At 66.3% G+C, this 26040-nt stretch carries 21 protein-coding genes, 1 tRNA gene and 1 pseudogene; 19 read left to right on the top strand and 4 right to left on the bottom strand.

Annotation, left to right across the window (positions count from 1 at the left end; genetic code table 11):
• Nucleotides 1-123: 123 nt before the first annotated feature.
• A complete protein-coding gene (locus tag WJ542_RS23065) occupies nt 124-711 on the top strand; it encodes a BPSL1445 family SYLF domain-containing lipoprotein (RefSeq protein WP_411191798.1) in 588 nt (195 codons plus the stop codon).
• Between the two features lie 217 nt (nt 712-928).
• Nucleotides 929-2539, top strand: coding sequence for a methyl-accepting chemotaxis protein (locus WJ542_RS23060; RefSeq protein ID WP_411191797.1), 1611 nt, complete (start codon nt 929-931; stop codon nt 2537-2539).
• Nucleotides 2540-2552: 13 nt separating this feature from the next.
• Here WJ542_RS23060 and WJ542_RS23055 read toward each other — a convergent pair whose 3' ends face one another.
• The gene (locus WJ542_RS23055) at nt 2553-3479 is read right to left on the bottom strand and encodes a LysR substrate-binding domain-containing protein (protein ID WP_411191796.1); all 927 of its coding nucleotides are present in this window, start codon (nt 3477-3479) and stop codon (nt 2553-2555) included.
• Nucleotides 3480-3598: 119 nt separating this feature from the next.
• On the opposite strand from WJ542_RS23055, the gene WJ542_RS23050 reads away from it, so the two are divergent.
• The 5 genes from WJ542_RS23050 to WJ542_RS23030 all read left to right on the top strand — a co-directional run bounded on the left by WJ542_RS23050 (nt 3599) and on the right by WJ542_RS23030 (nt 10106).
• Nucleotides 3599-5170: a UxaA family hydrolase gene (locus WJ542_RS23050; RefSeq protein WP_411191795.1), complete on the top strand. Its 1572-nt coding sequence runs from the start codon at nt 3599-3601 to the stop codon at nt 5168-5170.
• A gap of 130 nt (nt 5171-5300) precedes the next feature.
• Nucleotides 5301-6230 (top strand): dihydrodipicolinate synthase family protein, encoded by a 930-nt coding sequence (locus tag WJ542_RS23045; protein WP_411191794.1) that lies wholly within the window; start codon nt 5301-5303, stop codon nt 6228-6230.
• A 1-nt stretch (nt 6231) separates the two neighbouring features.
• Nucleotides 6232-7824 carry an aldehyde dehydrogenase (NADP(+)) gene (locus tag WJ542_RS23040; protein ID WP_411191793.1) on the top strand — a complete coding sequence of 531 codons (1593 nt, stop codon included), beginning with the start codon at nt 6232-6234 and terminating at the stop codon, nt 7822-7824.
• Nucleotides 7825-7869: 45 nt separating this feature from the next.
• On the top strand, nt 7870-9165 hold the full coding sequence (locus WJ542_RS23035; RefSeq protein ID WP_411191792.1) for an MFS transporter: 1296 nt from the start codon (nt 7870-7872) through the stop codon (nt 9163-9165).
• A gap of 17 nt (nt 9166-9182) precedes the next feature.
• Nucleotides 9183-10106 carry an NAD(P)-dependent oxidoreductase gene (locus WJ542_RS23030; RefSeq protein ID WP_411191791.1) on the top strand — a complete coding sequence of 308 codons (924 nt, stop codon included), beginning with the start codon at nt 9183-9185 and terminating at the stop codon, nt 10104-10106.
• A 122-nt stretch (nt 10107-10228) separates the two neighbouring features.
• Here WJ542_RS23030 and WJ542_RS23025 read toward each other — a convergent pair.
• From WJ542_RS23025 to WJ542_RS23015, 3 genes and pseudogenes are all read right to left on the bottom strand, one after another.
• Nucleotides 10229-10305, bottom strand: a tRNA-Val gene (locus WJ542_RS23025).
• Between the two features lie 239 nt (nt 10306-10544).
• Nucleotides 10545-10913, bottom strand: a pseudogene (locus WJ542_RS23020) (divalent metal cation transporter); the annotation flags it as partial.
• Between the two features lie 28 nt (nt 10914-10941).
• A complete protein-coding gene (locus WJ542_RS23015) occupies nt 10942-11085 on the bottom strand; it encodes a hypothetical protein (protein WP_411191790.1) in 144 nt (47 codons plus the stop codon).
• A 1139-nt stretch (nt 11086-12224) separates the two neighbouring features.
• Here WJ542_RS23015 and WJ542_RS23010 point away from each other — a divergent pair.
• The 12 genes from WJ542_RS23010 to WJ542_RS22955 all read left to right on the top strand — a co-directional run bounded on the left by WJ542_RS23010 (nt 12225) and on the right by WJ542_RS22955 (nt 26039).
• Nucleotides 12225-13715 (top strand): carbohydrate porin, encoded by a 1491-nt coding sequence (locus WJ542_RS23010; protein ID WP_411191789.1) that lies wholly within the window; start codon nt 12225-12227, stop codon nt 13713-13715.
• 291 nt (nt 13716-14006) lie between these two features.
• Nucleotides 14007-14978, top strand: a complete 972-nt coding sequence (locus WJ542_RS23005; RefSeq protein WP_411191788.1) for a sugar-binding transcriptional regulator — start codon at nt 14007-14009, stop codon at nt 14976-14978.
• Nucleotides 14979-14983: 5 nt separating this feature from the next.
• Nucleotides 14984-16609, top strand: a complete 1626-nt coding sequence (locus WJ542_RS23000; protein ID WP_411191787.1) for an FGGY-family carbohydrate kinase — start codon at nt 14984-14986, stop codon at nt 16607-16609.
• Nucleotides 16606-18120, top strand: coding sequence for a glycerol-3-phosphate dehydrogenase (locus WJ542_RS22995; RefSeq protein ID WP_411191786.1), 1515 nt, complete (start codon nt 16606-16608; stop codon nt 18118-18120). The genes WJ542_RS23000 and WJ542_RS22995 overlap by 4 nt, the downstream gene beginning before the upstream one ends.
• Nucleotides 18121-18159: 39 nt before the next feature.
• Entirely contained in the window at nt 18160-19092 is a 933-nt protein-coding gene (locus WJ542_RS22990; RefSeq protein WP_411191785.1) for a sugar phosphate isomerase/epimerase family protein, read from the top strand.
• 27 nt (nt 19093-19119) lie between these two features.
• Complete coding sequence (locus WJ542_RS22985; RefSeq protein WP_411191784.1) at nt 19120-20142, top strand: dihydroxyacetone kinase subunit DhaK; 1023 nt, start codon at nt 19120-19122, stop codon at nt 20140-20142.
• On the top strand, nt 20130-20813 hold the full coding sequence (gene dhaL, locus WJ542_RS22980) for a dihydroxyacetone kinase subunit DhaL (RefSeq protein WP_411191783.1): 684 nt from the start codon (nt 20130-20132) through the stop codon (nt 20811-20813). The genes WJ542_RS22985 and dhaL overlap by 13 nt, the downstream gene beginning before the upstream one ends.
• 13 nt (nt 20814-20826) lie before the next feature.
• Nucleotides 20827-21483, top strand: a complete 657-nt coding sequence (locus WJ542_RS22975) for a DUF2291 family protein (protein WP_411191782.1) — start codon at nt 20827-20829, stop codon at nt 21481-21483.
• A complete protein-coding gene (locus WJ542_RS22970) occupies nt 21480-23024 on the top strand; it encodes a sugar ABC transporter ATP-binding protein (RefSeq protein WP_411191781.1) in 1545 nt (514 codons plus the stop codon). The genes WJ542_RS22975 and WJ542_RS22970 overlap by 4 nt, the downstream gene beginning before the upstream one ends.
• 26 nt (nt 23025-23050) lie before the next feature.
• Complete coding sequence (locus tag WJ542_RS22965) at nt 23051-24136, top strand: ABC transporter permease (RefSeq protein ID WP_411191780.1); 1086 nt, start codon at nt 23051-23053, stop codon at nt 24134-24136.
• Between the two features lie 91 nt (nt 24137-24227).
• The gene (locus tag WJ542_RS22960; protein WP_043203241.1) at nt 24228-25184 is read left to right on the top strand and encodes a D-ribose ABC transporter substrate-binding protein; all 957 of its coding nucleotides are present in this window, start codon (nt 24228-24230) and stop codon (nt 25182-25184) included.
• A 93-nt stretch (nt 25185-25277) separates the two neighbouring features.
• Nucleotides 25278-26039 carry a triose-phosphate isomerase gene (locus WJ542_RS22955; protein ID WP_411191779.1) on the top strand — a complete coding sequence of 254 codons (762 nt, stop codon included), beginning with the start codon at nt 25278-25280 and terminating at the stop codon, nt 26037-26039.
• The last annotated feature ends 1 nt before the right edge of the window (nt 26040 follow it).

The raw sequence follows: 26040 nt of genomic DNA, 5'->3' as shown, positions 1-26040 counted from the left end.
CTGTCGGCTGGAGCCAGGCCTTTATCCCTGACTCCGCTCGCATGCAGGGTTGTTCTATGCTGATTGGGCGGGCACGTGAATTGCTGATCACGTGCCCGCCCTTTCTTTCGCGTGGAGACAACAATGCAAAGACGACATTTCATCCTCACGGCCGGCGCGGCCCTCGCCTCGGGCGGTCTGGCCCTCGCGGGCTGCACCACCACGTCAGGCTCGTCCCCCAACGCCGCGGACAACGCTTCGAAGCGGGCATCGATCGACTCGAGCGTGAGCGGTACGCTGAGCAGGCTTTACTCCACCGTGCAAGGTTCGCACGAGCTCGTCGCCAAATCGCGCGGGGTGCTGGTGTTCCCGTCGGTGCTGCAGGCGGGCTTCATCGTCGGCGCGCAGTATGGCGAAGGCGCGCTGCGCGTGGGCGAAGCTTCGGTGGGCTACTACAGCACCGTATCGGGGTCGTTCGGACTGCAGGCCGGGGCGCAGTCGAAGGCCATCATCTTCTGCTTCATGACCCAGGATGCCCTCACCCGGTTCCGCAGCTCGGATGGCTGGGCAGTGGGAGCCGACGCTTCCGTGGCGCTCGTGAAGGTCGGCGCGAACGGCGTTGTCGACACGACTACGGCCACCGCACCCGTCGAAGTTTTCGTGATGACCAATGCGGGCCTGATGGGCGATATCTCGCTGGCGGGCACGAAGGTCACGCGTCTCAATATCTAGGAAGGCTGAACCGGACGAGACATCGGTGTCACGTCCGGTTAATCTGGGGCCGCTTGTCCGTGCGAACCGTCGCCGGCAGTTCGTCTCTTGCGCCCCTTCTGCGCCTCGTTCGGGCGCGCATCATGGATATCCCCTATGCAGGCGTACGGCATATATGCCGATACGCCAGACGGGCCGCGCCTTCGGGTGAAGAGCGGCCACCACGTACGGGTATCCAATGCTAAAGAACTTCACTATTCGCGGGGGGCTCACCCTCGTCATCGGCGCGTTCATTGCGTTTCTGCTGATCGTGATCGGCGTGGCCTACGGCGCGCTCAAGCTCACGAACGACAGTCTCACGGAAGTTCGTGCGGGCGCGCAGGCGCTTGCCGATCTGAAGACCAGTTCGGAAAAGCTGTTGCAGGTGCGGCTCGAGCTTTCCAGTTATGAGACGCGCTTCAGCGTCGGCAAGTCCACCGACGGGATGCTCGACCACGCGCAGCGCGTGCTCACCCAGTCGAACGAACAGTTCCACCGCTACAGTGCGGGCCCCTTTGCCGATCCCGAGCACGCGCAACTGGTCGAGGCCGTCGCGAAGGCGCGCGCCGCGCTCGTGAGCCAGGCGCTGGAGCCGGAGTACAAGGCGCTCGTCGACAACGACTTCAATACCTTCCGCACGATCCAGGGCGAAACCGCCGATGCCTTCTACGCCGACTACGCGAAGGCGATCGATGCCCTGGAGCAGTGGCATGTCGCGCGCGGCCAGCACGATGCCGATACGGCCGCGCAACGGTTCCGGCTTTCGCTCATTGTGTTCGGCGTGATCGGCGCTGTCGGCCTCGTGCTGGGACTGTTGGCGCGCGCGGGGCTGGCGGCGGCCGTCATCAGGCCCGTCAACCAGGCGATCCGTCATTTTCAGCGCATTGCCGCGGGCGACCTGAGCGTGGACGTGCGTGTGCGCTCGACCAACGAGATGGGGCAACTGCTGGGCGCGCTCGTGCAGATGCGCGACGGCCTGACCGGCACCGTCTCGCGCGTGCGCGGCGGCACCGAGGAGATCTCGCAGGGCGCGAACCAGATCTCGGCGGGCAATGCCGATCTGTCCGACCGCACTTCGCAGCAGGCCGCGGCCCTGGAGCAGACCGCGGCGAGCCTGGAGGAACTGTCCGGCGCGGTGCGCCAGAACACGGCGAGCGCGAAGGAGGCGAGCGGGCTCGCCCAGGGCGCGCTCGATACCGTGACGCGCGGCGCGGACGTGGTGGCGCGCGTGAACGAAACGATGAGCGAGATCTCGTCTTCGTCGCAGAAGGTCGAGGAAATCACCGGCATCATCGAAGGCATTGCGTTCCAGACCAACATCCTCGCCTTGAACGCGGCGGTCGAAGCCGCGCGTGCGGGCGAACAGGGCCGTGGCTTCGCGGTGGTCGCGAGCGAAGTGCGCAGTCTCGCGCAGCGCTCCGGCACGGCGGCCAAAGAGATCAAGGAGCTGATCTCGGCGTCCGTGGCGACGGTGGGCTCGGGCGCACGGCTCGTGGCCGAGGCGCGCGGCACGATGGACGCGGCGCGCGACGCCGTGGCGCGCGTGAGCCACATCATGCGCGAGATCGAGGCCGCGACGCACGAGCAGAGCGACGGCATCGAGCAGGTCAACCGCGCGATCGCGCAGATCGACGAGGTCACGCAGCGCAACGCGGCGCTGGTGGAGGAGGTGGCGGCTTCGGCCCAGTCGCTCGAATCGCAGGCCCAGTTGCTGCGCGAAGCCGTGGCCGTCTTCCGGACGAGCGAAACGGCGAGGCACGAGGTGGGTGGCGTCGAACCGGCGATGCTGGCTGCGCCGGCCCTGGCGTGAGGTCCGGGAGGACTTATGCCTCTTCCTGCCCCGTCAGCATCTCGATGAACTTCTCCGCCGGCGGCGACAGCGCGCCGCCTTTGCGCGTGACGATCCCGAAGCTTTGCGACTGCGATTGCAGCGCGATCGGCAGAATCCGCAGCATGCCGTGCTGCACGCACAGGTTCGCGACGTCCGCGGGCAACACCGAAACGAGCCCGGAGTCCTGCATCAGCAGCGTGATCGTCACGAAGGTCGAGGCGGTCGAGATCGGGTTGGTCGGCAGCGCGAACCCGGCGAGATCCATCTCGCGCTCCACCAGCGCGCGCAGCGGCATCTGCGTCGGATAGACCACCCAGCGGTGGCCGGCGAGATCGCGCCATCCCACGTTGCCGGGCAACGGCGGGTGGGCGTGGCCCACCGCCACGGCAAGCGGCTCGTCGCCGATTTTGCGGTAGTGATACTTCGAAGGCTGATCGCTCACCGCGGCGCGTCCGATCACGAGGTCCAGATGCCCTTCGTCGAGCAGCAGCAGCATCTTCGCGCTGGTGTCCTCGATCACCTCGATCGAGAGGTTGGGCTGGCTCGCATGCAGCCGGTCGATGACCGGCACGACGATCTCGGGAATCGCCCCCATGATCGAGCCGATCGCGAGCCGGCCGCCGCGCCCGCTGCGGATCTCCGAAATGTCCTCGCATAGCGCGTTCAGGTCGGTCGTCAACAGCCGCGCGTAGCGGATCACGCAGTGGCCGAACTGGTTCGCGATCATGCCGTTCTTCGAACGCTCGAAGAGCGGCGCGTCGAGCATCGACTCCAGCTCGTGCAGCATCTTGCTCGCGGCCGACTGCGTCATCGACATCGCGCCCGCTGCCTTGTGCAGCGATTTGTATTCGTCGAGTGCGATCAGCAACTGGAGCTGGCGGATTCGCAGCCTCGACAGCAGGGTATTCAGGGTTTTCATCTAAGTCGTAGAAGCGATCACAAGATGGAAATTTCTCAATATACAGGTGCGAAAGGCGGCCCGTATAGTCTCGGCTGGAGACGGTCTCCGGCGCTCCCGCGCCTTCCTGGAACACCACAATGGCAACACTCAGCGACGCAACGGCTCGCCTCAACTCGACTTCCCCCATCATCCGGTTGCATCGTAACGACGATGTGGTCATCGCCCGTTCCCAGCTTGTTGGCGGCGCGGTGCTGCCCGGCGAGGGCGTGACCGTGACGGGCCTCATTCCCGCCGGCCACAAGGTGGCAGTTCGCGCGATCGAGCCGGGCCAGCCCGTGCGCCGCTACGGCCAGGTCATCGGTTTCGCGAGCCGTCCGATCGCACCCGGCGAGCATGTGCATACGCACAACCTTGCGATGGGCGAGTTTCAGCGCGACTACGCGTTTTGCGAAGACGCGAAGCCGACCCGTTATGTCGCAACGGGCGCGACCTTCGAGGGCATCGTGCGCCCGGACGGACGCGTCGCGACGCGCAATTACATCGGCATCCTCACCTCGGTCAACTGCTCGGCCACGGTGGCGCGTGCGATCGCGGACCACTTCCGCCGCGACATTCATCCCGAAGCGCTCGCCGCCTACCCGAACGTGGACGGCGTGGTCGCGCTCACGCATGGCGTGGGCTGCGCGGTGGACGCCGAAGGCGAAGGGCTCGCTATCCTGCAGCGCACGCTGGGCGGCTACGCGATTCATCCTAACTTCGCGGCGGTGCTCGTCATCGGGCTGGGTTGCGAGACCAACCAGATCACGCGGCTCGTCGAGAAGCAGCATCTGGAGGACATGGTCGCGTCCGGCCGCCTCAGCACGTACAACATCCAGGACGCGGGCGGCACCGTCAAGTCGATCGCGCGTGGCATCGAACGCATCGAGAGCCTGCTCGCGCAGGCGAACGACGTGCGCCGCGAACCGGTGCCGGCTTCGCATCTCGTCGTCGGCCTGCAGTGCGGCGGCTCGGACGGCTACTCGGGAATTTCGGCGAACCCGGCGCTCGGCGCGGCCGTCGATCTGCTCGTGGCGAACGGCGGCACGGCGATTCTTTCCGAAACGCCTGAAATCTACGGCGCCGAACACCTGCTCACGCGCCGGGCCGAGCGCCCCGAAGTGGCGGGCAAGCTCGTCGAGCGCATTCGCTGGTGGGAGGATTATTGCGCGCGCAACCATGCGGCGATGGACAACAATCCCTCGGCGGGCAACAAGGCGGGCGGTCTCACCACCGTGCTCGAAAAATCGCTGGGCGGCATCGCGAAGGCGGGCCACACGAACCTCGTCGACGTGTACGAGTATGCGCAGCCGGTCACGGCAAAGGGGCTCGTGTTCATGGACACGCCCGGCTATGACCCGATCTCCGCGACGGGCCAGGTGGCGGGCGGCGCGAACCTGATCTGCTTCACGACGGGCCGCGGCTCCGCGTATGGCTGCGCGCCGACACCCTCGGTCAAGATCGCGACCAACGAGGCGCTGTGGCAGCGCCAGCAGGACGACATGGACCTGAACTGCGGGCCGATTCTCGCGGGCGAGAAATCGATCGAGGAAGTGGGCGCCGAACTATTTCAGCTCATGCTCGACGTGGCGTCCGGCCAGCGCTCGCGCAGCGAGATTCACGGCTATGGACAGAACGAATTCGTGCCCTGGCAGATTGGCGCGATTACCTGATTGCGGTGCGGGTACCGGGACGCGAGCCGGGTGCCCGCGCAGTCCATGCGCCGCTTCGCGTGGCTTGTGACTCAGGAATGCGAAGCATGAAAACGCGGGCGGCATCCGGCAACAACGAACCGAATCCATCATGAAGACTACTCCCCAGGCGCCCTATAAAGGCGTGTTCCCCGTCGTTCCGACCATCTTCGACGATGACGGCCGGCTCGACCTCGACGGCCAGAAGCGCTGCGTCGATTTCATGATCGACGCGGGCTCCAACGGTCTTTGCATTCTTGCGAACTTCTCCGAGCAGTTCGCTCTTTCCGACGCCGAGCGCGACACCGTCATGCACGCCGTGCTCGAACACGTCGCGGGCCGTGTGCCGGTGATCGTGACCACCACGCATTTCAGCTCGCTCGTGTGCGCGGCGCGCAGCCGAGCGGCTCAGGACGCGGGCGCGGCGATGGTCATGATCATGCCGCCGTACCACGGCGCGACCATCCGCGTGAGCGAGCGTGCGGTGTTCGGCTTCTTCGCGGAAGTCTCGGACGCAATCGATATTCCCGTCATGATCCAGGACGCGCCGGTGGCGGGCACGCCGCTTTCGGCTGCGTTTCTTGCGAAGATGGCGCGCGAGATCGAGCCTGTCTCGTACTTCAAGATCGAAACCGCGCAGGCCGCGGCGAAGCTGCGCGAGCTGATCGAGCTGGGCGGCGATGCGGTGATCGGGCCGTGGGACGGCGAGGAGGCGATCACGCTGATGGCGGATCTCGAAGCCGGCGCAACAGGTGCGATGACGGGGGGCGGCTACCCCGACGGCATACGCACGATTGTCGACGCCTATGCGGCAGGCGATGCCGAACGCGCGGCCGAGCTCTATCAGCGATGGCTGCCGCTCATCAACTACGAGAACCGCCAATGCGGCCTCGCGGCGTGCAAGGAACTCATGAAAGAGGGGGGCGTGATCCGCTCCGCGGCGCTGCGCCGTCCGCTCGCGCCCGTTCATCCCGCGACGCGCGAGGGCCTCTTGCGGGTCGCGCGTCGTCTCGATCCACTCGTTTTGCACTGGGGACGTTGACATGTCGATTCCGACTGGTTTGATCATTGGGCAGCGGGCCGTGCCCGGCACGAACGGCGCGATCCGCGGCGTCGAGGCGGCGAGCGGCGCCGTACTCGAACCCGCGTTTGGCGGCGCGACGCCGGCGGATGTCGAGGCGGCCTGCGCGCTCGCATGGAACGCGCTCGACGCGTACCGCGAAACCCCGCTCGAAGCGCGCGCAGCATTTCTGGAAGCGATTGCGCAGAACATTCTCGATCTCGGCGATGCGCTGATCGAACGCTGCATGACCGAGACGGGCCTGCCGCGCGCGCGCCTGGAAGGCGAACGCGGACGGACCGTCGGCCAGTTGCGGATGTTCGCGCAGGTGGTGCGCGACGGCGACTGGCTCGGCGTGCGCATCGATCCGGCGCAGCCCGAGCGCAAACCGCTGCCGCGTGTCGATCTGCGTTTGCGCCATGTGGCGCTGGGGCCGGTCGCCGTGTTCGGCGCGAGCAACTTTCCGCTGGCGTTTTCCGTGGCGGGCGGCGATACCGCCTCGGCGCTTGCGGCGGGCTGCCCTGTGATCGTGAAGGCGCACCCCGCGCACCCCGGTACGAGCGCGCTCGTTGGCGGCGCCGTGAAGCGGGCGGTGGCGGACTGCGGCATGCCCGAAGGCACATTCTCGCTGCTCTTCGATGCGGGCATCGAGGTAGGGCAGGCGCTCGTGAAGGATTCGCGCATCAAGGCCGTCGGTTTCACGGGCTCGCGCCGCGCCGGTGTGGCGTTGATGGGCCTCGCCGCTGCGCGGCCGGAGCCGATCCCCGTCTATGCCGAGATGAGCAGCATCAATCCGGTCCTGCTGTTCCCGGCGGCGCTGGAGGCCCGCGCCGAGTCGATCGGTACGGCGTTCGCCGCGTCGCTCACGCTCGGCGCCGGTCAGTTCTGCACGAATCCGGGGTTGATCATCGCGGTGGACGGACCGGGTCTCGACCGCTTCGTTGCGGCCGCATCGAACGCGCTGTCCGGCATCGAGGCCGCAACGATGCTCACGCCCGGCATTCACGCCGCTTACGAGGCGGGCGTTGCGCGTCTCGCGGACCATCGCGAGGTGACGACGCTGGCGCGCGGGCTCTCGATTGTCGGAGGCAATCGAGGCCAGGCAGCGCTGTTCGCGACGAGCGCCGAGTCGTTCCGCGCCGATCCGCACCTGCAGGAAGAGGTATTCGGCGCGGCTGCGCTGATCGTGCGCTGCCCGGGCGCGGAGAGCATGCTCGACCTCGTGGAAAGTCTGGAAGGACAACTGACGGTCGCGCTGCACGTCGACGCGGGCGATTACGAAAGCGCACGCGCGTTCCTGCCCGCGCTCGAACGGCGGGCCGGCCGCCTGCTGGCGAACGGCTTTGGGACGGGCGTGGAAGTCGGGCATGCCATGGTGCACGGCGGACCTTATCCGGCGACCTCGGACGGCCGCACGACCTCGGTGGGCAGCCTCGCGATCGCGCGCTTTCTGCGGCCCGTGAGCTACCAGGATCTGCCCGAAGCGCTTCTGCCGCCCGCGCTGCACACCGCCAATCCGCTGGGCCTGAACCGGCTCGTGGACGGCAAGCCGCAGCGCGCCACAGACGCCGCATAACGGCGCATACGACGCATTGCCGTACCCATGAAGGAGACAGGCTAAATGGAAGCCACGCAGGTTGCCGCAGTCCGCATGTCCAGCACGCGATGGAAGATCTTTTTGTTGCTGCTGATGCTCGTATCGCTCAACTATATCGACCGTGCCGCGCTTTCGGTCGCCATGCCGAGCATTGCACAGGAGTTTCAGCTAACGCCCGAGAAGCAGGGGCTTATCCTGAGCGCGTTCTTCTGGACCTATCTCTTCATGCAGGTGCCGTCCGGCATGCTGGCCGACCGCCTCAAGCCGCGCGTGGTGATCGCGGCGGCGACGATCGGGTGGGGCTTCTTTCAGGGCATCGCCGCGGTGAGCGTCGGCTGGTTCACGCTGCTGCTCACGCGTTTTGGACTCGGCGTCAGCGAAGCGCCCATCTATCCGGCCGGCGGCAAGCTCAACGCGATGTGGCTCACGCAGAACGAGCGCACGCGCGGCGCTTCGCTGATCGACGGCGGGTCGGCGCTCGGCTCGGGTGTCGGCGCGATCGTCACGGCACTGCTGATGGGCTGGTTCGGTTCGTGGCGCGCGGCCTTCGCGGTGGCCGGGATCGGCACGGTCCTGTGCGGCATCTGGGCGTGGTGGTACATCCGCAATACGCCGCGCGAACATCCGCGCATCAACGACGCCGAGGTCGCGTACATCGAAGCGGCGCTGGCCGAGGAGGATCGCGGCGAACCGAAGGCCGAGGCGGGATCGTCGCTGCTGAGCTTCTTCCGCTACCGTTCGGTGTGGGGCATGTGCATGAGCCACACCTGCACGAACCTGATCTTCTACGGCCTGATGACCTGGCTGCCGAGCTACCTGTACAAGGCGCACGGTTTCGACCTCAAGTCCATGGGCAACGCGACGTTCCTGATCTTCCTGATGGGCTTCATCGGCGAGATCTGCGGCGGCTGGATTGCCGACCGCTGGAAGATGGCGGGCGCCGGCGCGAATCTCGTCTATCGCACGATGATGGTGATCGGCGCCGCGGCCGTGGCGGCCTCGATGTGCGTGGTCGCGTATGCCGGCTCGCCGGCCGTCGTCGTCGCCCTGCTTTGCGTGGCGCTTTTCTTCGTGCGCTGGTGCGGCGGCTGCAACTGGGCCACGCCGGCCATGCTCGCCACGCGCAAACGCGCCGGGTCGCTCTGTGGCATCATGAACTTCGTCGGCAATATCGCGGGCATCTTCGTGCCGATCTTCATCGGCTACATCGTGCAGCACACGGGTTCGTATTTCCTTGCCCTGATGTTCTTCGTCGCGGTGGCCGGCTTCCAGATTCTGTGCGCACTGCTTATCAACTATCAGAGGAAGCTGCCGGTGTGACGGCGGCGCTGCCAACCATGAACCAGATCGAGATTCCAGAACGTATCCGGCGTGTCGGCGTGATCGGCCTCGGGCTGATGGGCGATGCGATCGCGCACAACATCCTGAAGCGCGGCTTCGCACTGACGGTGCTCGCGCACCGCAGCCGCGCGAACGTGGACGCGCTCGTCGCGCGCGGCGCGACCGAGGCCGCTTCGGCCGAGGAACTGGCGCGCAACGTGGACGTGGTGCTGATCAGCGTGACCGGCACGCCGCAGGTGCGCGACGTGCTCACGCGCGAGCACGGCTTGCTGGCCGGCGCGCATCCTGGACTGATCGTGATCGACGCCACGACCGCCGACCCCGAGTTCGCGGAGGAAGCGGCCACGGCGCTTGCTGCGCGCGGCGCGCAGTTTCTCGACGCGCCGGTCAACCGCACGCCGAAGGAGGCGCGCGAAGGCCGCCTCAATGTGCTCGTGGGGGGCGAGACCGAGGTGGTCGAGACGGTGCGGCCGCTGTTCGAAACCTACGCGGAGACGATCCATCATCTCGGCCAGGCCGGTTCCGGTTATCGCGCGAAGCTGATTCACAACTTCATCGCGCAGGCGAATGCCGCGGTGCTGGCCGAAGCATTCGGCACGGCGGCGAAGGCGGGGGTGGACCTGCGCGAGTTCGCCGCCCTGTGCCGCTTGAGCGGCGGACATAGCCGGACCTTCGACCGCATCGTGCCGTACGTGCTGGAGGGCGACGACAGCGGGCAGCAGTTCGCGCTGCGCAATGCGCTGAAGGATATGCGTGCGTATGCACGTCTGGCCGGCGAACAGGCTTCGACCGCAATCGTTGCGGAAGCGGCGCGCCAGCTCTATCTGCTCGCGACGAATCTGGGCCACGGCGACGAGTACGTGCCGCATCTGTTCGACGTTGTGGGCGAGTTGAACGGTGTGCGCGTGCGCGCGGAATAAGAAGGCCGCAAAAAGGCTGCAAAGGCAATGCACAAACGAAAATGACGCAGTCCCGCGAGGGATTGCGTCATTGCCGAAGTACCGCCTGCGAAGTACTACCTGATTTTTACTACTTGATTCGTTGGTAGGCTCGATTGGACTCGAACCAACGACCCCCACCATGTCAAGGTGGTGCTCTAACCAACTGAGCTACGAGCCTGTCGAGGCGCGAATTATAGAGAGAGTCGAACGCGCTTGCAAGCCCCTTCTGCGCCGCCATTCATTTGCGGGCATACGCATGAGCGCGCCCGCTTGCGCTTACTTCAGCAAGGTCATCTGCACGACCTTCACCACGACGAGCGCGACCGCAATCAACAGATAGCCGCGCAGCACGCCCATCCATACACGCTTGCTGAGCGTGAGGTTCGGCGCCGGCAATTCGTCGAGCGGCGGCATGCGCCACATGTCGCGCGCCATCTGGCCGACCGGCGGGTGAATCGTCACCAGTACGGGCACGAGCAGCAGGCTCAGGAGGCACAGGCCCACGGCGAAGCGTTCGAAGCGCCGGAAGTTGCCGGTGCTGACCGCAGCCATGGCGAGCGCGGCGGCGATGCACACGCCCGCCACCTTCGAAACGCCGAAGAAGTCCAGCACGAAGGTGATGCCGATGAACTCGGTCACGATGGTGAGCGCGTTGAGCAGAAACAGGTCGATCACGCTGAAAGCGCCCCAGAATTTGCCGAAGCGCTCGAAGATGAGCCGCGCGTGGCCCACGCCGGTCACGGCGCCGAGGCGCAGCACCATTTCCTGATTCACGTACAGCACCGGTTTGCGTATGGCGGAGGGGCGTGCGGAATCAGGAGGCGAATGCCTTCACGCGTTGCCAGAACGCACCGAAGCGAGAGGACGCCGTGCGTGGCTGCCACGAAAGAAAGCTGGCGTAGTGGCTGCGCGACTCTTCCATGTGCGGCAGATTCGAAAGAAGGAGGGCGAAATGCATGTGAGTGCTCCGTGCGCCGGGTTCGACGCGTAAATCGCGGAAAGCCGGCGGACACGGATCACCCGCGCATCATGGGCGCGGCAGCCGTCCGCCTGCTTTCCCCAGTTGAATGTGAGGTAAGCGGCATAAGGGATGACTGTCACTGTCGGGCATTACGGCTCCTTTTCCGGTTGGCCGCGCGTTGGCAACGCGCGTGTTGAACCACGCGCCCGTTTTGCGAACAGAAACGGCGGGCGCGAGCGAACGCGGCCGCGAGCGGCGGCTCGCGACACGACGCCAGCGGAGCGGGGCGCGCAGGCAGCACGCGAAAGGCGTGTGCGCACGAACCCGGCGTCCGGATGGCGCTAATTCAAAAGGTGCACGGGGGGTGAAGCGATGGCGCGCACCGTCTGCCTGATGATGGCGGGACGGCGGCGTAAAGAAGGGCGCGGACGTCTGGCCGGTCAGGCAGAAAAACAGATCGAAGATCGACTACTGCAAGAGTCCACGGCGTGGGCCCCGGTTGTGAAGATGGGCGGATTCTAGTGACGGAGAAAGCACAAGTCAACACGTTTCCCTAAGCAGAGCCAAGGTATTTTTTATGGCGGCAATACGGTACGCAATGACGGGATTTAGTCTTTCATCCGCCCGACAATGAAGCCGTTCAGAAAGCATGGCAAGCCGCGCCGCGCGCGCTGAATGCGAACCGGATGCATTCGCCATGGCGCCGCGTGGCTGGCCTTTCCGGCTGCTCACGGAATGCCTGCCGGATATTTCGCACTGCGATTTCATTCGATGCTTTTTTTACTTGCGGTTTGGTGGAAGTGGCGAATACAATGCGCCCGTCTCAAAGAAAGGAGTCTCTCGTGGACACATGCTCCAGTAGTGGAAGTCCGATGCCGGCTTGCGCCGGCGATATGTTCGCGAGATAGCCGCAAAGGGCGCTCGGGGGTCCCGCAAAGCGGTCCCTCAAGCACCGCTCCTTTCGCCGCTAACTCGCTGAGTCGGGTTAGCGCGCTTCCTTCGTGACAGGCCAGAAGCCTGTCCGCCTGCAGCACGCTCCCTCTGTTTCGATCGTCTTTCGCAACGCCGCTTGCGAGGGGCCGTCGCGTATTCATTCGTCGCCCGATGCGTTCGGGCTCGACGTCGCTCGATTTGCCATGAAGAACAACCTTAAAACTCGCCTGCTCACGACCGGCACGCCGCTCTCGCTCGCCGCGCTGCTCGCTTTCGCCATCGCACCCGCCGCGTTCGCACAATCGTCCGGCGAAACGCAACCCGCACCTGCAGCAGCCGGTTCGCCGGCCCAGCCACCCGCAGCCACCGCTGCACCCGAGGATCCGTCGAACGCTGCGCCCACGGGTCTGTGGGCGCGCTCGAACCTCTTCGGCGACATGAGCGGCCTGCGCTCGTGGATGGGCAACTACGGCGTGACCTTCGGTCTGCAGGAAACGAGCGAGTACATGGCCAATCTCTCCGGCGGCACGCACCGCGGCGGCGCGTACGACGGCGTCACGCAGTTCGGCCTCGGGGTCGACACGCAGAAGGCGTTCGGCCTGCCGGGCGGGATCTTCAACGTGTCCGCGCTGCAGATTCACGGCACCGACCTGAGCGAACGCAATCTGCAGACCCTGCAACTCGCCACGGGTGTCGAGGCCGATGCGGGCACGCGCCTCTGGGAACTCTGGTACCAGCAGTCGCTGCCGGGCGGCAAGGTCGACGTGAAGGTCGGCCAGCAGAGTCTCGACCAGGAGTTCATGGTCAGCCAGTACGCGGGCACTTTCATGAACGCGACGTTCGGCTGGTCGGCGCTGCCGTCCGTCGATCTGCCCGGGGGCGGCCCGGCGTATCCGCTGTCGTCGCTCGGCGTGCGCGTGCGCGCAACGCCCACCGACGCCATCACGGTGCTGGGCGGCGTGTTCGACGGCAACCCCGCGCCTGGCGTGGGCGACCCGCAGAAGCTCAACGCCAGCGGCACGACGTTCAATCTGCATAACGGCGCGCTCGTGATCGGCGAGGTGCAGTATGCGATCAACCCGCCGTCGTCCAATCCGAATGATCCGAAATATTCAGGACTGCCGGGTACTTACAAGCTGGGCTTCTGGTACGACAGCAACCGCTTCGCCGATCCGGGCTACGACAACACCGGCCTCTCGCTCGCCAACCCGGCCACTACGGGCGCGCCCGCGACGCACGGCGGCGACTACAGCATCTATGCCGTCGCCGACCAGATGGTCTGGCGCCCCAGCGCGGACAGCCCGCAGTCGGTGGGCGTGTTCGCGCGCATCATGGGCGCGCCGGGCGACCGCAACGTCGTCGATCTGGGCGTGAACGCGGGCGTGACGCTCAAGGCGCCGTTCAAGGGCCGCGACAACGACGTGGTGGGGCTGGCCGTGGGCTATGCGCATATCGGCTCGCATGCGCAGGATCTGGCGAGCGCGCAGGGGACCTACACGCCGGGTTATCCGTCGCGCAGCGCGGAGACGGTACTTGAAGCGACCTATCAGTATCAGGTCGCGCCGTGGTGGCAGCTTCAGGCCGACTTCCAGTACGCGTTCCGTCCGGCGGGCGGCATCCCGAATCCGGATAACCCGTCGCAGCGCGTTGGCGACGAGGCGATTGTCGGCTTGAGGACGACGATCGCGTTCTAAAGCAGGCGGTGGCCATTGAAACCCGGCCCATGGACTATGCCACCGCGGGCGTGTGGGCTGTGTCCTCGCGCCCGATGGAGCGGGGCGGGAACGGGTCGAGCGCTTTGACGTTCCGTCGCAAAAAGAATCCGACACTTATTTCTCGGCAAGGCCGCTCAGTCAAAGCATAGGGATATCCACTAAGGGTTCTGTCGGATGGCAGACGAAGATTTGCCGCGTATATTGGCCTCAACGAAAAAAAATGCAGCGAGTGAAAAAAATTTCATTTCCTGCTTTTGCACTGGAGAGGACATGACGAAATCCGCCGGCAGACCTGATCCCGAGGACAGTCTCGCCATCAGGGCCGCCTGGTTGCATTACGCGGCAGGGCAGACGCAGGCCGATGTGGCCGCGCGCCTTGGGGTGAGCAACGTCAAGGCGCATCGGCTGATCATGCGCGCCAATCAGAGCGGCGCCGTGAAGGTCACGATCGATGGCGAGATCGCGGAATGCGTGGTGCTGGAAACGGAGCTTGCCGAGCGCCATGGGCTTGCCTATTGCGAGGTGGTGCCGGACCTGCACGAGGTGGGCCTGCCCCTGCGTGCCCTGGGCATTGCCGGGGCCCAGTTTCTGCAACGCGAGATCGCGGCGTGCCAGGGCGGCGTGATCGGCATCGGGCACGGCCGGACGCTGGCGGCCGCCGTTGCCGAGATGCCGCGCATGGACGCGGGCAACGTGCGCTTCGTGTCGCTCGAGGGCGGCGTGACACGAGACTATGCGGCGAATCCGTACGACGTGATCTACCGGCTGGCGGAGAAAACGGGCGCGGTGTCTTACGTGCTGCCGCTGCCGTTTTTCGCCAATACCGCCGAAGACCGGGAGGTGCTGCTCTCGCAGCGCGGCGTGCGCGAAGTATTCGACCTCGCGGCGCACGCGGACCTGATGATCGTCGGGATCGGCAGCGCCCATCCTGACGCGACGCTTGTTGCCTCGCAGATGATCGAGCCGCAGGAAATTCGTGAGGTAAGCGAACTAGGTGGCCGGGGCGAACTGCTTGGACACTTTTTCGATCACGCCGGCAAGCCCGTCCAGACTTCGTTGGCCGCGCGCACGGTTGCGCCCGCGCTGGCCGATCTGGCGGGGCGCCGCATCGTGGCGATCGCCGGCGGCGCCGAAAAGGTCGACGCCATCCGCGCCGTTCTGCACAGCCGCCTCCTGAGCGGACTCGTGACGGACGAGGCCACGGCGCTCGCGCTGCGCGACGAGCCGCAAGCGGTGGAGTGAGCGCGATGGCAAGCCCCGGACACGATCTCCTGATCGGCATCGACGCCGGCACCTCGGTCATCAAGGCGGTGGCCTTCGATTTGAGCGGGCGGCAGATCGCCGTGGCGTCGACCCCCAATCGCTACGCGACGAGGGCCGATGGCGCGGCCTTTCAGTCCCTGAACCAGACCTGGGCAGACTGCGCGCGCACACTGCGCGATCTCGGCACCCGGGTGGAGGGTCTCGCGCAGCGCACCCGGGCGGTGGCGGTCACGGGGCAGGGCGACGGCACCTGGCTCGTCGGCGCGGGCAACGAGCCCGCGAGCGATGCCTGGCTCTGGCTCGACGCGCGCGCCGCAGGCACGGTGCGGCGGCTGCAGGGCAAGCCGGCCAGCCGCGCCCGCTTCGAGGCGACCGGCACCGGGCTTGCGGCATGCGGCCAGGGCGCGCAGCTCGCGCATATGGCGGCGACGCTGCCCGAAGTACTGGACCGCACCGAAGTCGCGCTGCATTGCAAGGACTGGCTGTATCTGAAGCTCACCGGGGTCCGCGCAACGGATCCCTCGGAGGCGAGCTTCACCTTCGGCAACTTCCGCACCCGCACGTATGACGACGCCGTGATCGAGGCACTCGAACTGACGGCGCACCGCGCGCTGCTGCCCGAGATTCTTGACGGCACCGAGGTCACCCATGAACTTTCGCCCGAGGCCGCGAAAGCAACGGGTCTGCTGGCCGGTACGCCGGTGTGCCTCGGCTTCGTCGACATCGTGCTCACGGCGCTGGGCGCCGGCATCCATACCGCCGACGCCGCCGGGGCGAGCTGCTCGATCATCGGGTCGACCGGCATGCATATGCGTGCGATGCGTAACGCCGACGTACATCTGAACGCCGAAGGCACGGGCTATGTCATCGCGCTGCCCATGCCGGGCATGTCGGCGCAAGTGCAGTCGAACCTTTCCGCGACGCTCAATATCGACTGGATCCTGAACCTGGCATGCGACCTGCTTGCGGAGTTCGGCCCCACGCTGTCGCCGGGCGACCGGGTGAACTACATCGACGGATGGCTGCAGCGCGGCCGGCCGGGTGCGCTGCTTTACCATCCGTACATTTCGGAAGGGGGCGAGCGCGGACCGTTCATCAACGCCAACGCGCGAGCGGATTTCATAGGACTCACCAATGAAATCCGCTTTCCGGACCTGCTGCGCGCCGTGGTCGAGGGGCTGGGCATGGCCACGCGCGACTGCTATGCGGCCATGGGCGGCGCGATGCCGGCGGACTTGCGGCTCACCGGCGGGGCGACGCGCTCGCGCGCCTTGCGCGCGGTGCTGGCCGCGGTGGTTGGGGCCCCGGTGCGGATTTCCGCGCGCGAAGAAGCCGGCGCGGCCGGGGCGGCGATGATGGCCGCGGTTGCGCTGGGCGTCTACCCCGACATGCACGCCTGCATTGCCGAGTGGGTCGCGCCGCTGCTGGGGCAGGCCGAGGCGCCGGACCCGGATCTGGTGCGCACCTACGCGCAGCGCTTTCCCGCCTACCGCGGGGCGCGACATGCACTTGAGCCGGTATGGGAGGCCATGGCCGGGGAGACGAAGGCGAGCCTTCAGTCCGAAGCGCTTCATGCCGGCGTGCAAGCCGAACCGGGGGTGGTGCAATGAGCGACAACGCGACCGTGGATCTGCTCGTCATCGGCGGCGGCGTCAATGGCGCAGGCATCGCGCGCGATGCCGCGGGCCGCGGACTCTCGGTCATCCTGTGCGAAAAGGACGATCTCGCCCAAGGCACCTCGTCGCGCTCGGGCAAGCTCGTGCACGGCGGCCTGCGCTACCTTGAGTATTACGAGTTCCGGCTCGTGCGCGAGGCCTTGATCGAGCGCGAAGTACTGCTTAACGCTGCGCCGCACATCATCTGGCCGATGCGCTTCGTCCTGCCGCACAGCCCCGATGACCGTCCGGCCTGGCTCGTGCGACTGGGACTGTTCTTATACGATCACCTGGGCGGGCGCGAGAAGCTGCCGGGAACGCGCACGCTGGATTTGCGCCATGGCGTCGAAGGTCAGCCGGTCAAGGATCAGTACCGCAGGGGCTTCGAATATTCCGACTGCTGGGTCGACGACGCGCGCCTCGTGGTGCTCAACGCCGTGGATGCCGCGCAGCGCGGCGCCCGGGTGCTCACGCGGACCGCGTTCGTTTCGGCCCGGCGCGAAGGCGGTGCGTGGCGCGTGGAACTGCGCGACACCCGTGACGGCGCGACTCGCGTGGTCACCGCGCGGGCGCTGGTCAATGCGGCCGGCCCCTGGGTCGCCGACGTCGTCGGGCGCGTGACGGACGGCCACTCGACGCGCAAGGTGCGGCTCGTGAAGGGCAGCCATATCATCACCCACAAGTTCTGGGAGGGTACGCACGCCTGGCTGGTTCAGAACCGCGACAAGCGGGTGATCTTCATTAATCCTTATGAAGGGGATATGGCGCTCATCGGCACCACCGACGTTCCCTGGGACGGTGCGCCGGAAAGCGTGTCGATCGACGAAGCGGAAGTGGAATACCTGCTGGCCGCCGTGAGCCGGTACTTCAAGGCGCCGCCGCGGCGCGAGGACGTGGTGCAGACCTTCGCGGGCGTGCGGCCGCTTTACGACGACGGCAACGGCAACCCCTCGGCGGTGACGCGCGACTATGCGTTCGACCTCGACGCCAATGGCGGCGCGCCGCTGCTCAACGTCTTCGGCGGCAAGATCACCACCTTCCGCAAGCTGGCCGAGCAGGCGCTGCAGCATCTGCAGCCGACGTTCCCGCGGATGGGGCGCGACTGGACGGCCACCGCGCCCCTGCCCGGCGGGGACATCGAGGGCGGCGACGTGCCGAAGTTCACCGAACGTCTGCAGCGCGACTATCCCTGGCTGCCGGAGGAACTGGCGCGCTACTACGTGCGGACCTACGGAACGCGCACCGCGCAGGTGATCGGTTCCGCGACCTCGCTGGCAGGACTCGGCCGGAAATTCGGGCCGAACTTCTACGAGGCCGAGGCCCGTTATCTGATGGCGCACGAGTGGGCCGAGACGGTGCCCGACATTCTGACGCGGCGTACCAAGCACGGGCTGCACATGAGCGCCGGGCAAATGGCTGCGTTCGACGTCTGGTTCGATGGCCGCCTGGCGGCGATGTCCGCCTGAGCCGGGACGCGATCGATCCCACCACTCCACGGAACGAACATGGCTTTCACGCTTTCACTCAACACCAACCCGCTCGTCAATCGCTTCGCGCAAGCCGACGACCTCATCGACACCATCGCGCACGGCATGAAGATCCGCGACGTGCAGCTCACGCACGAGTTCATCAATCCGTCGTGGCCTGCCTCCGTCAACCGGCGCCTCGTGCGCCAGATGCGCGCGGCGATGACGCGAACCGGCGTGCGTATCACGTCGGGCATGACCGGACCTTACGGGCGGCTCAACCACTTCGGCCATCCGGACGCCGACGTGCGGCGCTACTACGTCGACTGGTTCAAGACCTTTGCCGATATCGTCGCCGATCTCGGCGGCAACGCGATCGGCACCCAGTTCGCGATCTTCACCTACCGCGACTACGACGACGCCGCCCGGCGCGAGGCCCTGATCCGGACCGCCATTGACTGCTGGGCCGAAGTGGCGGAGCACGCAAAGAGCGCCGGCCTCGCGTTCGTATTCTGGGAGCCCATGTCGATCGGACGCGAGTTCGGCGAGACGATTGCCGCCTGTATGGCGCTGCAGGAGCGGCTCAGTGCCGCCAGGATGGCGGTGCCCATGTGGATGATGGCCGACATCGATCACGGGGATATCACGAGCGCCAACGCCGACGACTACGATCCCTATGCCTGGGCGCGCGCGGTGCCGCGGGTCTCGCCGATCATCCACATCAAGCAGTCGCTGATGGACAAGGGCGGCCACCGACCCTTTACGGCCGAGTACAACGCACGCGGCCGAATACAGCCGGAGCCGCTCATGAGCGCGCTTCACGCGGGTGGCGGTAAGGATAACGAAATTTGCCTGGAGCTGTCGTTCAAGGAACGCGAGCCGACCGATCGCCAGGTTGTCGCCCAGCTTGCCGAATCGGTGGCGTTCTGGGCTCCGCATTTCGACACCGGCGTTGCCGATCTGCACATTTGACGGGACCTGACTGCGATGCACGGCGCAATGACACAGAAACTGATCAACGACGGCGACGCCGCTGTCGACGAGATGCTGGACGGTGTGATGGCCGCGCACGGCGACCTGCTGCGGCGAGACGAGCGTGCGCCGCGCGCCGTCGTGGCGCGCCATGGACCGCGCCCCGGCAAGGTGGCGGTCGTGATAGGCGGCGGGTCGGGACACGAGCCGACGTTTCTCGGCTTTGTCGGCAAGGGATTGGCCGACGCGGCGGCGGTGGGCAATGTCTTCGCGTCGCCCCCGCCGCAGCCGGCCGTCGATGCGGCGCTGGCCGCGCACGGCGGCGCCGGCGTGCTGTTCCTGTACGGCAACTATGCCGGCGACGTGATGAATTTCGACATGGCCACCGAACTGCTCGGGCTGGAAGGCGTCGAGGCGCGCACGGTGCTGACGACCGACGACATTGCTTCCGCGCCCCGCGACCGGCGGCAAGAACGGCGCGGCGTGGCAGGCAACGTGTTCATTTTCAAGGCGGCGGGAGCGGCGGCCGACCTGATGATGCCGCTGGCGGAGGTGGAGCGGGTGGCGCGCCGCGCCAACGACCGGACCTTCACTTTGGGCGTGGCGCTCGCCCCCTGTTCGCTGCCGCAGACACGGCGCGCGAACTTCGAGATCGCGGCGGGCGAGATGGAGGTCGGCATGGGCATCCACGGCGAGCCGGGCATGCGCCGGGAACCGCTGCGTCCGGCCGACGCCGTGGTCGACGAGATCATGGACGCGCTCCTCGCCGAGATGGGCGCGGCGCGGGGCGATCGCGTGGCGGTGCTGGTGAATTCGCTGGGCGCGACGCCGCTCATGGAGCTGTACATCCTCAATCGTCGCGTGGCGCAACGGCTGGCCGAGGCGGAACTGACCGTGCATCGCACGCTGGTGGGGCCGCTGTGCACGTCGCTCGAAATGGCCGGGGCGTCGATCACCTTGATGCATCTCGACGAAGAATTGCAGGGTCTGCTCGACCACCCCTGCGCGTGCGCCATGTTCCAGACGGAGGCCGGGCAATGTTCGCGCTGACGACCGAAGACGTCGCACGGCTGTTCCGGAAGCTGGCCGGAACCATGGAGGCCGCACGGGACGAGCTATGCCGCCTCGACGGCGCGATCGGCGACGCGGACCACGGCATCGCGATGGCGCAGGGTTTTGCCGCCGCGTCCACGGCGATCGACGCGTTGCCCGCGCAGGCCACGCTCGCCGGGCAATTCAACGCGGCGGCCAAGGGGTTCCTGAATGCGGTGGGCGCCTCGACGGGGCCGCTCTATGCCACCGCGTTCATGCGGGCCGCGAGCGCCGCGGGCGCGCGCACGGCCATGCCGCTGGCCGAAGCGCCGACGCTGATCGTGGCGATGGCCGAAGGCATCCGCGCGCGCGGCAAGGCCGAACCGGGCGAAAAGACGATGGTGGACGTGTGGGCGCCGGCTGCGTCCGCGGTGCAGCAGGGCATGGCCGGGGATCTGCCGCTGTCCGGACTCATGCAGCGCATGCGCGACGCGGCGGCGGCTGGGGCGGAGTCGACGAGGTCGATGACGGCGACCAAAGGGCGGGCGTCGCGTCTCGGCTTGCGTAGCGTCGGGCATGTGGATGCGGGTGCGGCCTCCGCCGCGATGGTGCTCCACGTGATCGCCGAAGACTGGTCGATGCGGGCGGATCCGGTTTCTTCATCCGGCCTGCCAGGCATTAAGGAATAGAGGAGTCTTGACTATGAGCACATTCACCCCGCCGATGAAGCGCCGCGCGAGACGCAGCGCCTGGACAGCGGTCGCGGCCGTGCTGGCGCTGATTCTGATTGCGGCGATGGCGCTGAGCACGAAGGTCGTGAAGATCGGGTCCGACTCGGATACGCAGGTCAAGACCTTCGATCCGGCGGCCTATGGTGCGACGCAGTTTCCGAAAACGCAGGCCGCGATCGAGAAGCGCGCAGTCAGCGCTGCGACGCTGGCCGCGGCCATTGCGAGCGACGCGGACGCGGCCGGCAAGCAGTACGGCGTGGCGGGCGGCGGAATCGGCCCCGAAATGTCGGTCAGCTTTACGGGCGTGGCCGGCAAGGACGACGACGGCGTCTATTACGTCAAGGTGCCGGGTTTGCCCGATGCCGTGACCATCCGGGTGCAGACCGGTCCGGCGATCAACGGCACCGATCTGCGCGACGCTACGGGCACCATCAGCTTCGAGCAGTTCACGAACCAGATCGACTACCAGAACGCGGGATACGCGATCAACGCGGAGATGAAAAAAGAGGTCCTGTCGAAAGTCGACACCAGCAAGTTGACGGGCAAGACCGTTTCGGTCGTCGGCGTATTCCAGTTGATCAATCCGAACGGCTGGCTCGTCACGCCGGTCAAGCTGGAAGTGAAATGATGAGCGCGCTCCCGCTGCAATCCATTCCGGACGACGTGGTGCTGTCGGCACGCGACATCGTCAAGTCGTACGGCGGCGTGCACGCGCTGAAAGGCGTGAACTTCGACATCCGGCGCGGCAAGGTGACCACCCTGTTCGGCGAGAACGGCGCGGGCAAATCGACGCTGATGAAGATCCTGGCCGGCGTGGAGACGCCGACGTCGGGGCATATCGAACTCGACGGAGAACGCATCGCCTTTTCGTCGGCGAACGACGCGCGCGACCACGGCATCTCGATCATCCACCAGGAGCTGAGCCTCGCGCCCAATCTGAGCGTGCGCGACAACATCTTCATGGGCCGCGAACTGCGCGCCGCCATGGGCGTCAATTTTGCCGAGGAAGCGCGGCAAACGAGGGATCTCATGGTTTCCCTCGACGAGGAGCAGATCGACCCGCTGACCCTCGTTCAGGACCTGCGGCTGGGCCAGCAGCAGGTGGTCGAAATTGCCCGGGCGCTTTCGATCGACTCGCGCATCCTCATCATGGACGAGCCGACTTCGGCGCTGAGCGCTTCCGAGGTGGAAGTGCTGTTCAAGGTGATCCGCGACCTGACGAGCCGCGGCGTGTCGATCGTCTACATCTCGCATCACCTCGAAGAGGCGCTGCAGATCACCGACTACGCCGTGGTGCTGCGCGACGGCAGGATTACCGCGACGGCCGAAGCGAGCGAGATCGATCTGGGCTGGATCGTGCGCAACATGGTGGGCGAGAACTTCGATCTCGGCTCGCCGCCCACGGGCTATGCGTTTGGCGAGGTCGCGCTCGCGATCGAAGACGTGAGCGTTGCCGACCCGTCCGGAGCCGGCATCTCCGTAGTCGATCACCTGTCGCTGCGGGTGCGCGCGGGCGAGATCGTCTGCATTTACGGACTGATGGGGGCGGGGCGCACGGAATTGCTCGAAGCCGTCGCCGGCCGCCATCCGACCACCGGCGGCAAGGTCCTGCTCGAAGGCGAGGACCTTGCCTCGCTGAGCATCGCCGGGCGCATTGCCCGGGGCCTCGTGCTGGTGCCGGAGGATCGTCAGCGCGACGGTCTTGTCCAGACCATGACCGTTGGCACCAATCTTTCGCTCGCGAGCATCCGCAGCTTCGTACGGGGGCTGTTGCTTTCCTCTTTCCGCGAGCACGAACTCGTCGGCCAGTCGATTCGCAACGTGCGCGTCAAGACCTCGGGACCGGGGGCGGTGATCGGCTCCTTGTCGGGCGGCAATCAGCAAAAGGTCGTGATCGGGAAGATGCTGGCCACGCGGCCCAAAGTCATTTTGCTCGACGAGCCCAGCCGCGGCATCGATATCGGCGCGAAGGCCGAAGTCTTTCGCCTGCTTGCCGAGAGCGCCGCGCAGGGCCTTGCCGTGCTGTTTTCCACATCGGAAGTTGCCGAATGCCTGAGCATCGCGCATCGCATTGTCGTCATGCGGCGGGGCCGGATTTCCGCGGAGTTCGGCACCGATGCCACCAAAGACCAGATCATGGCCGCCTCCGGCGAAGCCGTGGCGATCTGATCGTCGAGATGTATGGAGATTTGAACGTGAACGACGCCGCCAAGCCTTCCCATTCAACGACCCACGCGAGCCGCTTCGGCTCCGGATTCGATATCGGCAAGATGCTGCTGGAGGGACGAGCCTTCTTCGCGCTGATCGCGATCGTCGTCCTCTTCTCGTCGCTTTCGCCGAACTATTTCTCGCTCGAGAACTTCCTGACGATGGCCTCGCACGTGGCCATCTACGGCATTCTCGCGATCGGCATGCTGCTCGTGATCATCAACGGCGGCATCGATCTGTCGGTGGGTTCGACGCTCGGCTTGTCCGGCGTGGTGGCCGGATTCCTCATGCAGGGCGTGACGCTGAACCTGTTCGGCGCTGTGCTGTACCCGGCGGTCTGGGTGGTCGTGGTGCTGTGCTGCCTGCTCGGCGCATTCATCGGCCTCGTCAACGGTGTGCTCATCGCGCGGTTCAAGGTGCCGGCTTTCGTCGCCACGCTCGGGGTGATGTACGTCGTGCGTGGCCTGGCACTCCTGATGACCAACGGCCTGACCTACAACAATCTCGGCGGCCGTGCGGACCTGGGCAACACGGGATTCAACTGGCTCGGCTTCGATCGCCTGTTCAACATTCCCGTTGGCGTGCTGATTCTGGTGGTCATCGCGCTGCTCGGCGGCATCCTCTTGAGCCGCACGCCGTTCGGCCGCTGGCTCTACGCTTCGGGCGGCAACGAGCGCGCCGCCGAGCTTTCCGGTGTGCCGGTGAAGAAAGTGCAGATCAGCGTTTACATGCTCTCGGGCGTTTGCGCGGCCATCGCCGGCTTGATCCTGTCGTCGCAGCTCACTTCCGCCGGTCCGACGGCTGGCACAACCTATGAACTGACGGCCATCGCCGCCGTGGTCATCGGCGGTGCGCGGCTGACGGGCGGCACCGGCAATATTCGCGGCACCCTGCTCGGGGCCTTCGTGATCGGCTTTCTTTCCGATGGCCTCGTCATCATCGGCATTTCCTCGTATTGGCAGACCGTTTTCACCGGGGCCGTCATCGTGCTCGCGGTGCTGCTCAATGCCATTCAGTATCGCCGCCGCGTCAAGCGCCCCGCGCCGACCGGCAGCCAACCCACTTCCGCGTAGGGCGTCGGCAAGGCTCGAACTGCGCCGCCGGCTTGCGGGAAGCATGTCAGACCCAGACGCCATCACTAACCGAACAAAGAGACCGACTACCATGATTACCAAAAGACATACCTTGATGCTCCTTGCGCTCGCCGTCGCCATGCCCCTGTTTGCGGGGCAGGCCCAGGCGCAGAACCACGGGCTCATGACCATCATCGTCAACGATCCCGCGAACCCCTACTGGCTGACCGAAGGCAAGGTCGCCGCGGCCGAGGCACAAAAGCTCGGCTATACCGCGAACGTCGCGGCGTCGAAAGGCGACACCAATACCGAGAGCCAGTTGATCGACACCGCGATCACCAACAAGTCGGTTGCGATCATTCTCGATCCGGCGAATGCCAGCGGGTCCATTGGCGCGGTCAAGAAGGCCGTCGCCGCCAATATCCCCGTCTTCCTCGTCAATGCCGAGATCAACCAGGAGGGCATCGCCAAGGCGCAGCTCGTTTCGAACAACGCGCAAGGTGCGGCACTGGGCGCCCAGCAGTGGGTGAAGGACGTTGGTTCGAAGGGCAACTATGTGGAGCTGCTGGGCGCGCCGTCCGACAACAACGCGGCCACGCGTTCCAACGGCTACCGCTCGGTGCTCAGCCAGTATCCGGACCTGAAGGAAGTCGGATCGCAGGTCGCCAACTGGGATCGCACCCAGGGCTTTAACGCGACGCAGAGCCTGCTGCAGGCGCACCCCGACGTCATGGGCGTGATCAGCGGCAACGACGAGATGGCGCTGGGCGCCATTGCCGCGCTCAAGCAGGCCGGCAAGCTCTCGCAGGTGAAGGTGGGCGGGTTCGACGGCTCGCCGGCCGCGGTTGCCGCGGTGAAGGCCGGCGAGTTGCAGTACACGGTGCTGCAGCCGGTCGCCACGTTTGCCGCCAAGGCCGTGCAGGAGGCCGACCAGTTCCTGAAGACGGGCAAGACGGGCGTGAGCGCCGAAAAGCAGTTGTTCGACTGCATCCTTATCACCAAGGCCAATGCGGGTAAGTTCATCGCGCCGTTCACCCTGGCGAAGTGATGTGACGGCGGGGAGACGCCGGGGCGACCCGGCTCGCTCTCCCTGCCCGATTTGCAGCGGCACGAGTTTGCGCATCCGATTGACGACCTCATCATGACCCACTTCCCTTTCTGGATTGGCACCAGTTGGAAAATGAACAAGACCCTGGCCGAGGCGCGCGCCTTTGCTCAGGGCTTGCTCGACGATACCCCCGACGCGCGCGTGCAGCGCTTCGTGATTCCGCCGTTTACCGCCATCCGCGAAGTCAAGGCGATCCTCGCGCCGACCAGCGTGAAGGTCGGCGCGCAGAACATGCACTGGGCCGATCGCGGTGCCTGGACCGGCGAGATTTCGGCGCCGATGCTGGTGGATTGCGCCATGGACCTGGTCGAGCTCGGCCACTCCGAGCGGCGCGAGCATTTCGGCGAGACCGACGACACGGTTGGGCTCAAGGTGGAAGCCGCGGTGCGGCACGGGCTGACTCCGCTGATCTGCATCGGCGAAACCCTGGCCGATCGCGACAGCGGGGCCGCCACTGAAGTGCTGGCTGCCCAGGTGCGCGGCGCGTTGGCGCGATTGAGCGCCGACTCTCGCGCGGCGCCGCTGCTGCTTGCCTACGAGCCGGTCTGGGCCATCGGCGAGCACGGCGTGCCGGCCAGCGCCGCCTATGCCGACGCTCGCCAGGCCGAGATCATCGCGGCAGCGCACGACATGCTCGGCCGGCGCGTGCCATGCCTTTACGGCGGCTCGGTCAACCCGGACAACTGCGCCGGGCTGGCCGCCTGCGCGCATATCGACGGATTGTTCATCGGGCGCTCGGCCTGGGATGTGGCCGGGTACCGGGATATTGTCGCGCGGGTCAGGGCGGTGCTCTGAG

Source organism: Paraburkholderia yinzeri (genome assembly GCF_046581065.1).
Classification (GTDB): Bacteria; Pseudomonadota; Gammaproteobacteria; order Burkholderiales; family Burkholderiaceae; genus Paraburkholderia.
This window is presented reverse-complemented; position numbering and strand designations above follow the sequence as displayed.

Coding starts and splice junctions, on each gene's coding strand:
- WJ542_RS23065 (WP_411191798.1), top strand. CDS start 124: ATGCAAAGACGACATTTCATCCTCACGGCCGGCGCGGCCCTCGCCTCG.
- WJ542_RS23060 (WP_411191797.1), top strand. CDS start 929: ATGCTAAAGAACTTCACTATTCGCGGGGGGCTCACCCTCGTCATCGGC.
- WJ542_RS23055 (WP_411191796.1), bottom strand. CDS start 3,479: ATGAAAACCCTGAATACCCTGCTGTCGAGGCTGCGAATCCGCCAGCTC.
- WJ542_RS23050 (WP_411191795.1), top strand. CDS start 3,599: ATGGCAACACTCAGCGACGCAACGGCTCGCCTCAACTCGACTTCCCCC.
- WJ542_RS23045 (WP_411191794.1), top strand. CDS start 5,301: ATGAAGACTACTCCCCAGGCGCCCTATAAAGGCGTGTTCCCCGTCGTT.
- WJ542_RS23040 (WP_411191793.1), top strand. CDS start 6,232: ATGTCGATTCCGACTGGTTTGATCATTGGGCAGCGGGCCGTGCCCGGC.
- WJ542_RS23035 (WP_411191792.1), top strand. CDS start 7,870: ATGGAAGCCACGCAGGTTGCCGCAGTCCGCATGTCCAGCACGCGATGG.
- WJ542_RS23030 (WP_411191791.1), top strand. CDS start 9,183: ATGAACCAGATCGAGATTCCAGAACGTATCCGGCGTGTCGGCGTGATC.
- WJ542_RS23015 (WP_411191790.1), bottom strand. CDS start 11,085: ATGCATTTCGCCCTCCTTCTTTCGAATCTGCCGCACATGGAAGAGTCG.
- WJ542_RS23010 (WP_411191789.1), top strand. CDS start 12,225: ATGAAGAACAACCTTAAAACTCGCCTGCTCACGACCGGCACGCCGCTC.
- WJ542_RS23005 (WP_411191788.1), top strand. CDS start 14,007: ATGACGAAATCCGCCGGCAGACCTGATCCCGAGGACAGTCTCGCCATC.
- WJ542_RS23000 (WP_411191787.1), top strand. CDS start 14,984: ATGGCAAGCCCCGGACACGATCTCCTGATCGGCATCGACGCCGGCACC.
- WJ542_RS22995 (WP_411191786.1), top strand. CDS start 16,606: ATGAGCGACAACGCGACCGTGGATCTGCTCGTCATCGGCGGCGGCGTC.
- WJ542_RS22990 (WP_411191785.1), top strand. CDS start 18,160: ATGGCTTTCACGCTTTCACTCAACACCAACCCGCTCGTCAATCGCTTC.
- WJ542_RS22985 (WP_411191784.1), top strand. CDS start 19,120: ATGACACAGAAACTGATCAACGACGGCGACGCCGCTGTCGACGAGATG.
- dhaL (WP_411191783.1), top strand. CDS start 20,130: ATGTTCGCGCTGACGACCGAAGACGTCGCACGGCTGTTCCGGAAGCTG.
- WJ542_RS22975 (WP_411191782.1), top strand. CDS start 20,827: ATGAGCACATTCACCCCGCCGATGAAGCGCCGCGCGAGACGCAGCGCC.
- WJ542_RS22970 (WP_411191781.1), top strand. CDS start 21,480: ATGATGAGCGCGCTCCCGCTGCAATCCATTCCGGACGACGTGGTGCTG.
- WJ542_RS22960 (WP_043203241.1), top strand. CDS start 24,228: ATGATTACCAAAAGACATACCTTGATGCTCCTTGCGCTCGCCGTCGCC.
- WJ542_RS22955 (WP_411191779.1), top strand. CDS start 25,278: ATGACCCACTTCCCTTTCTGGATTGGCACCAGTTGGAAAATGAACAAG.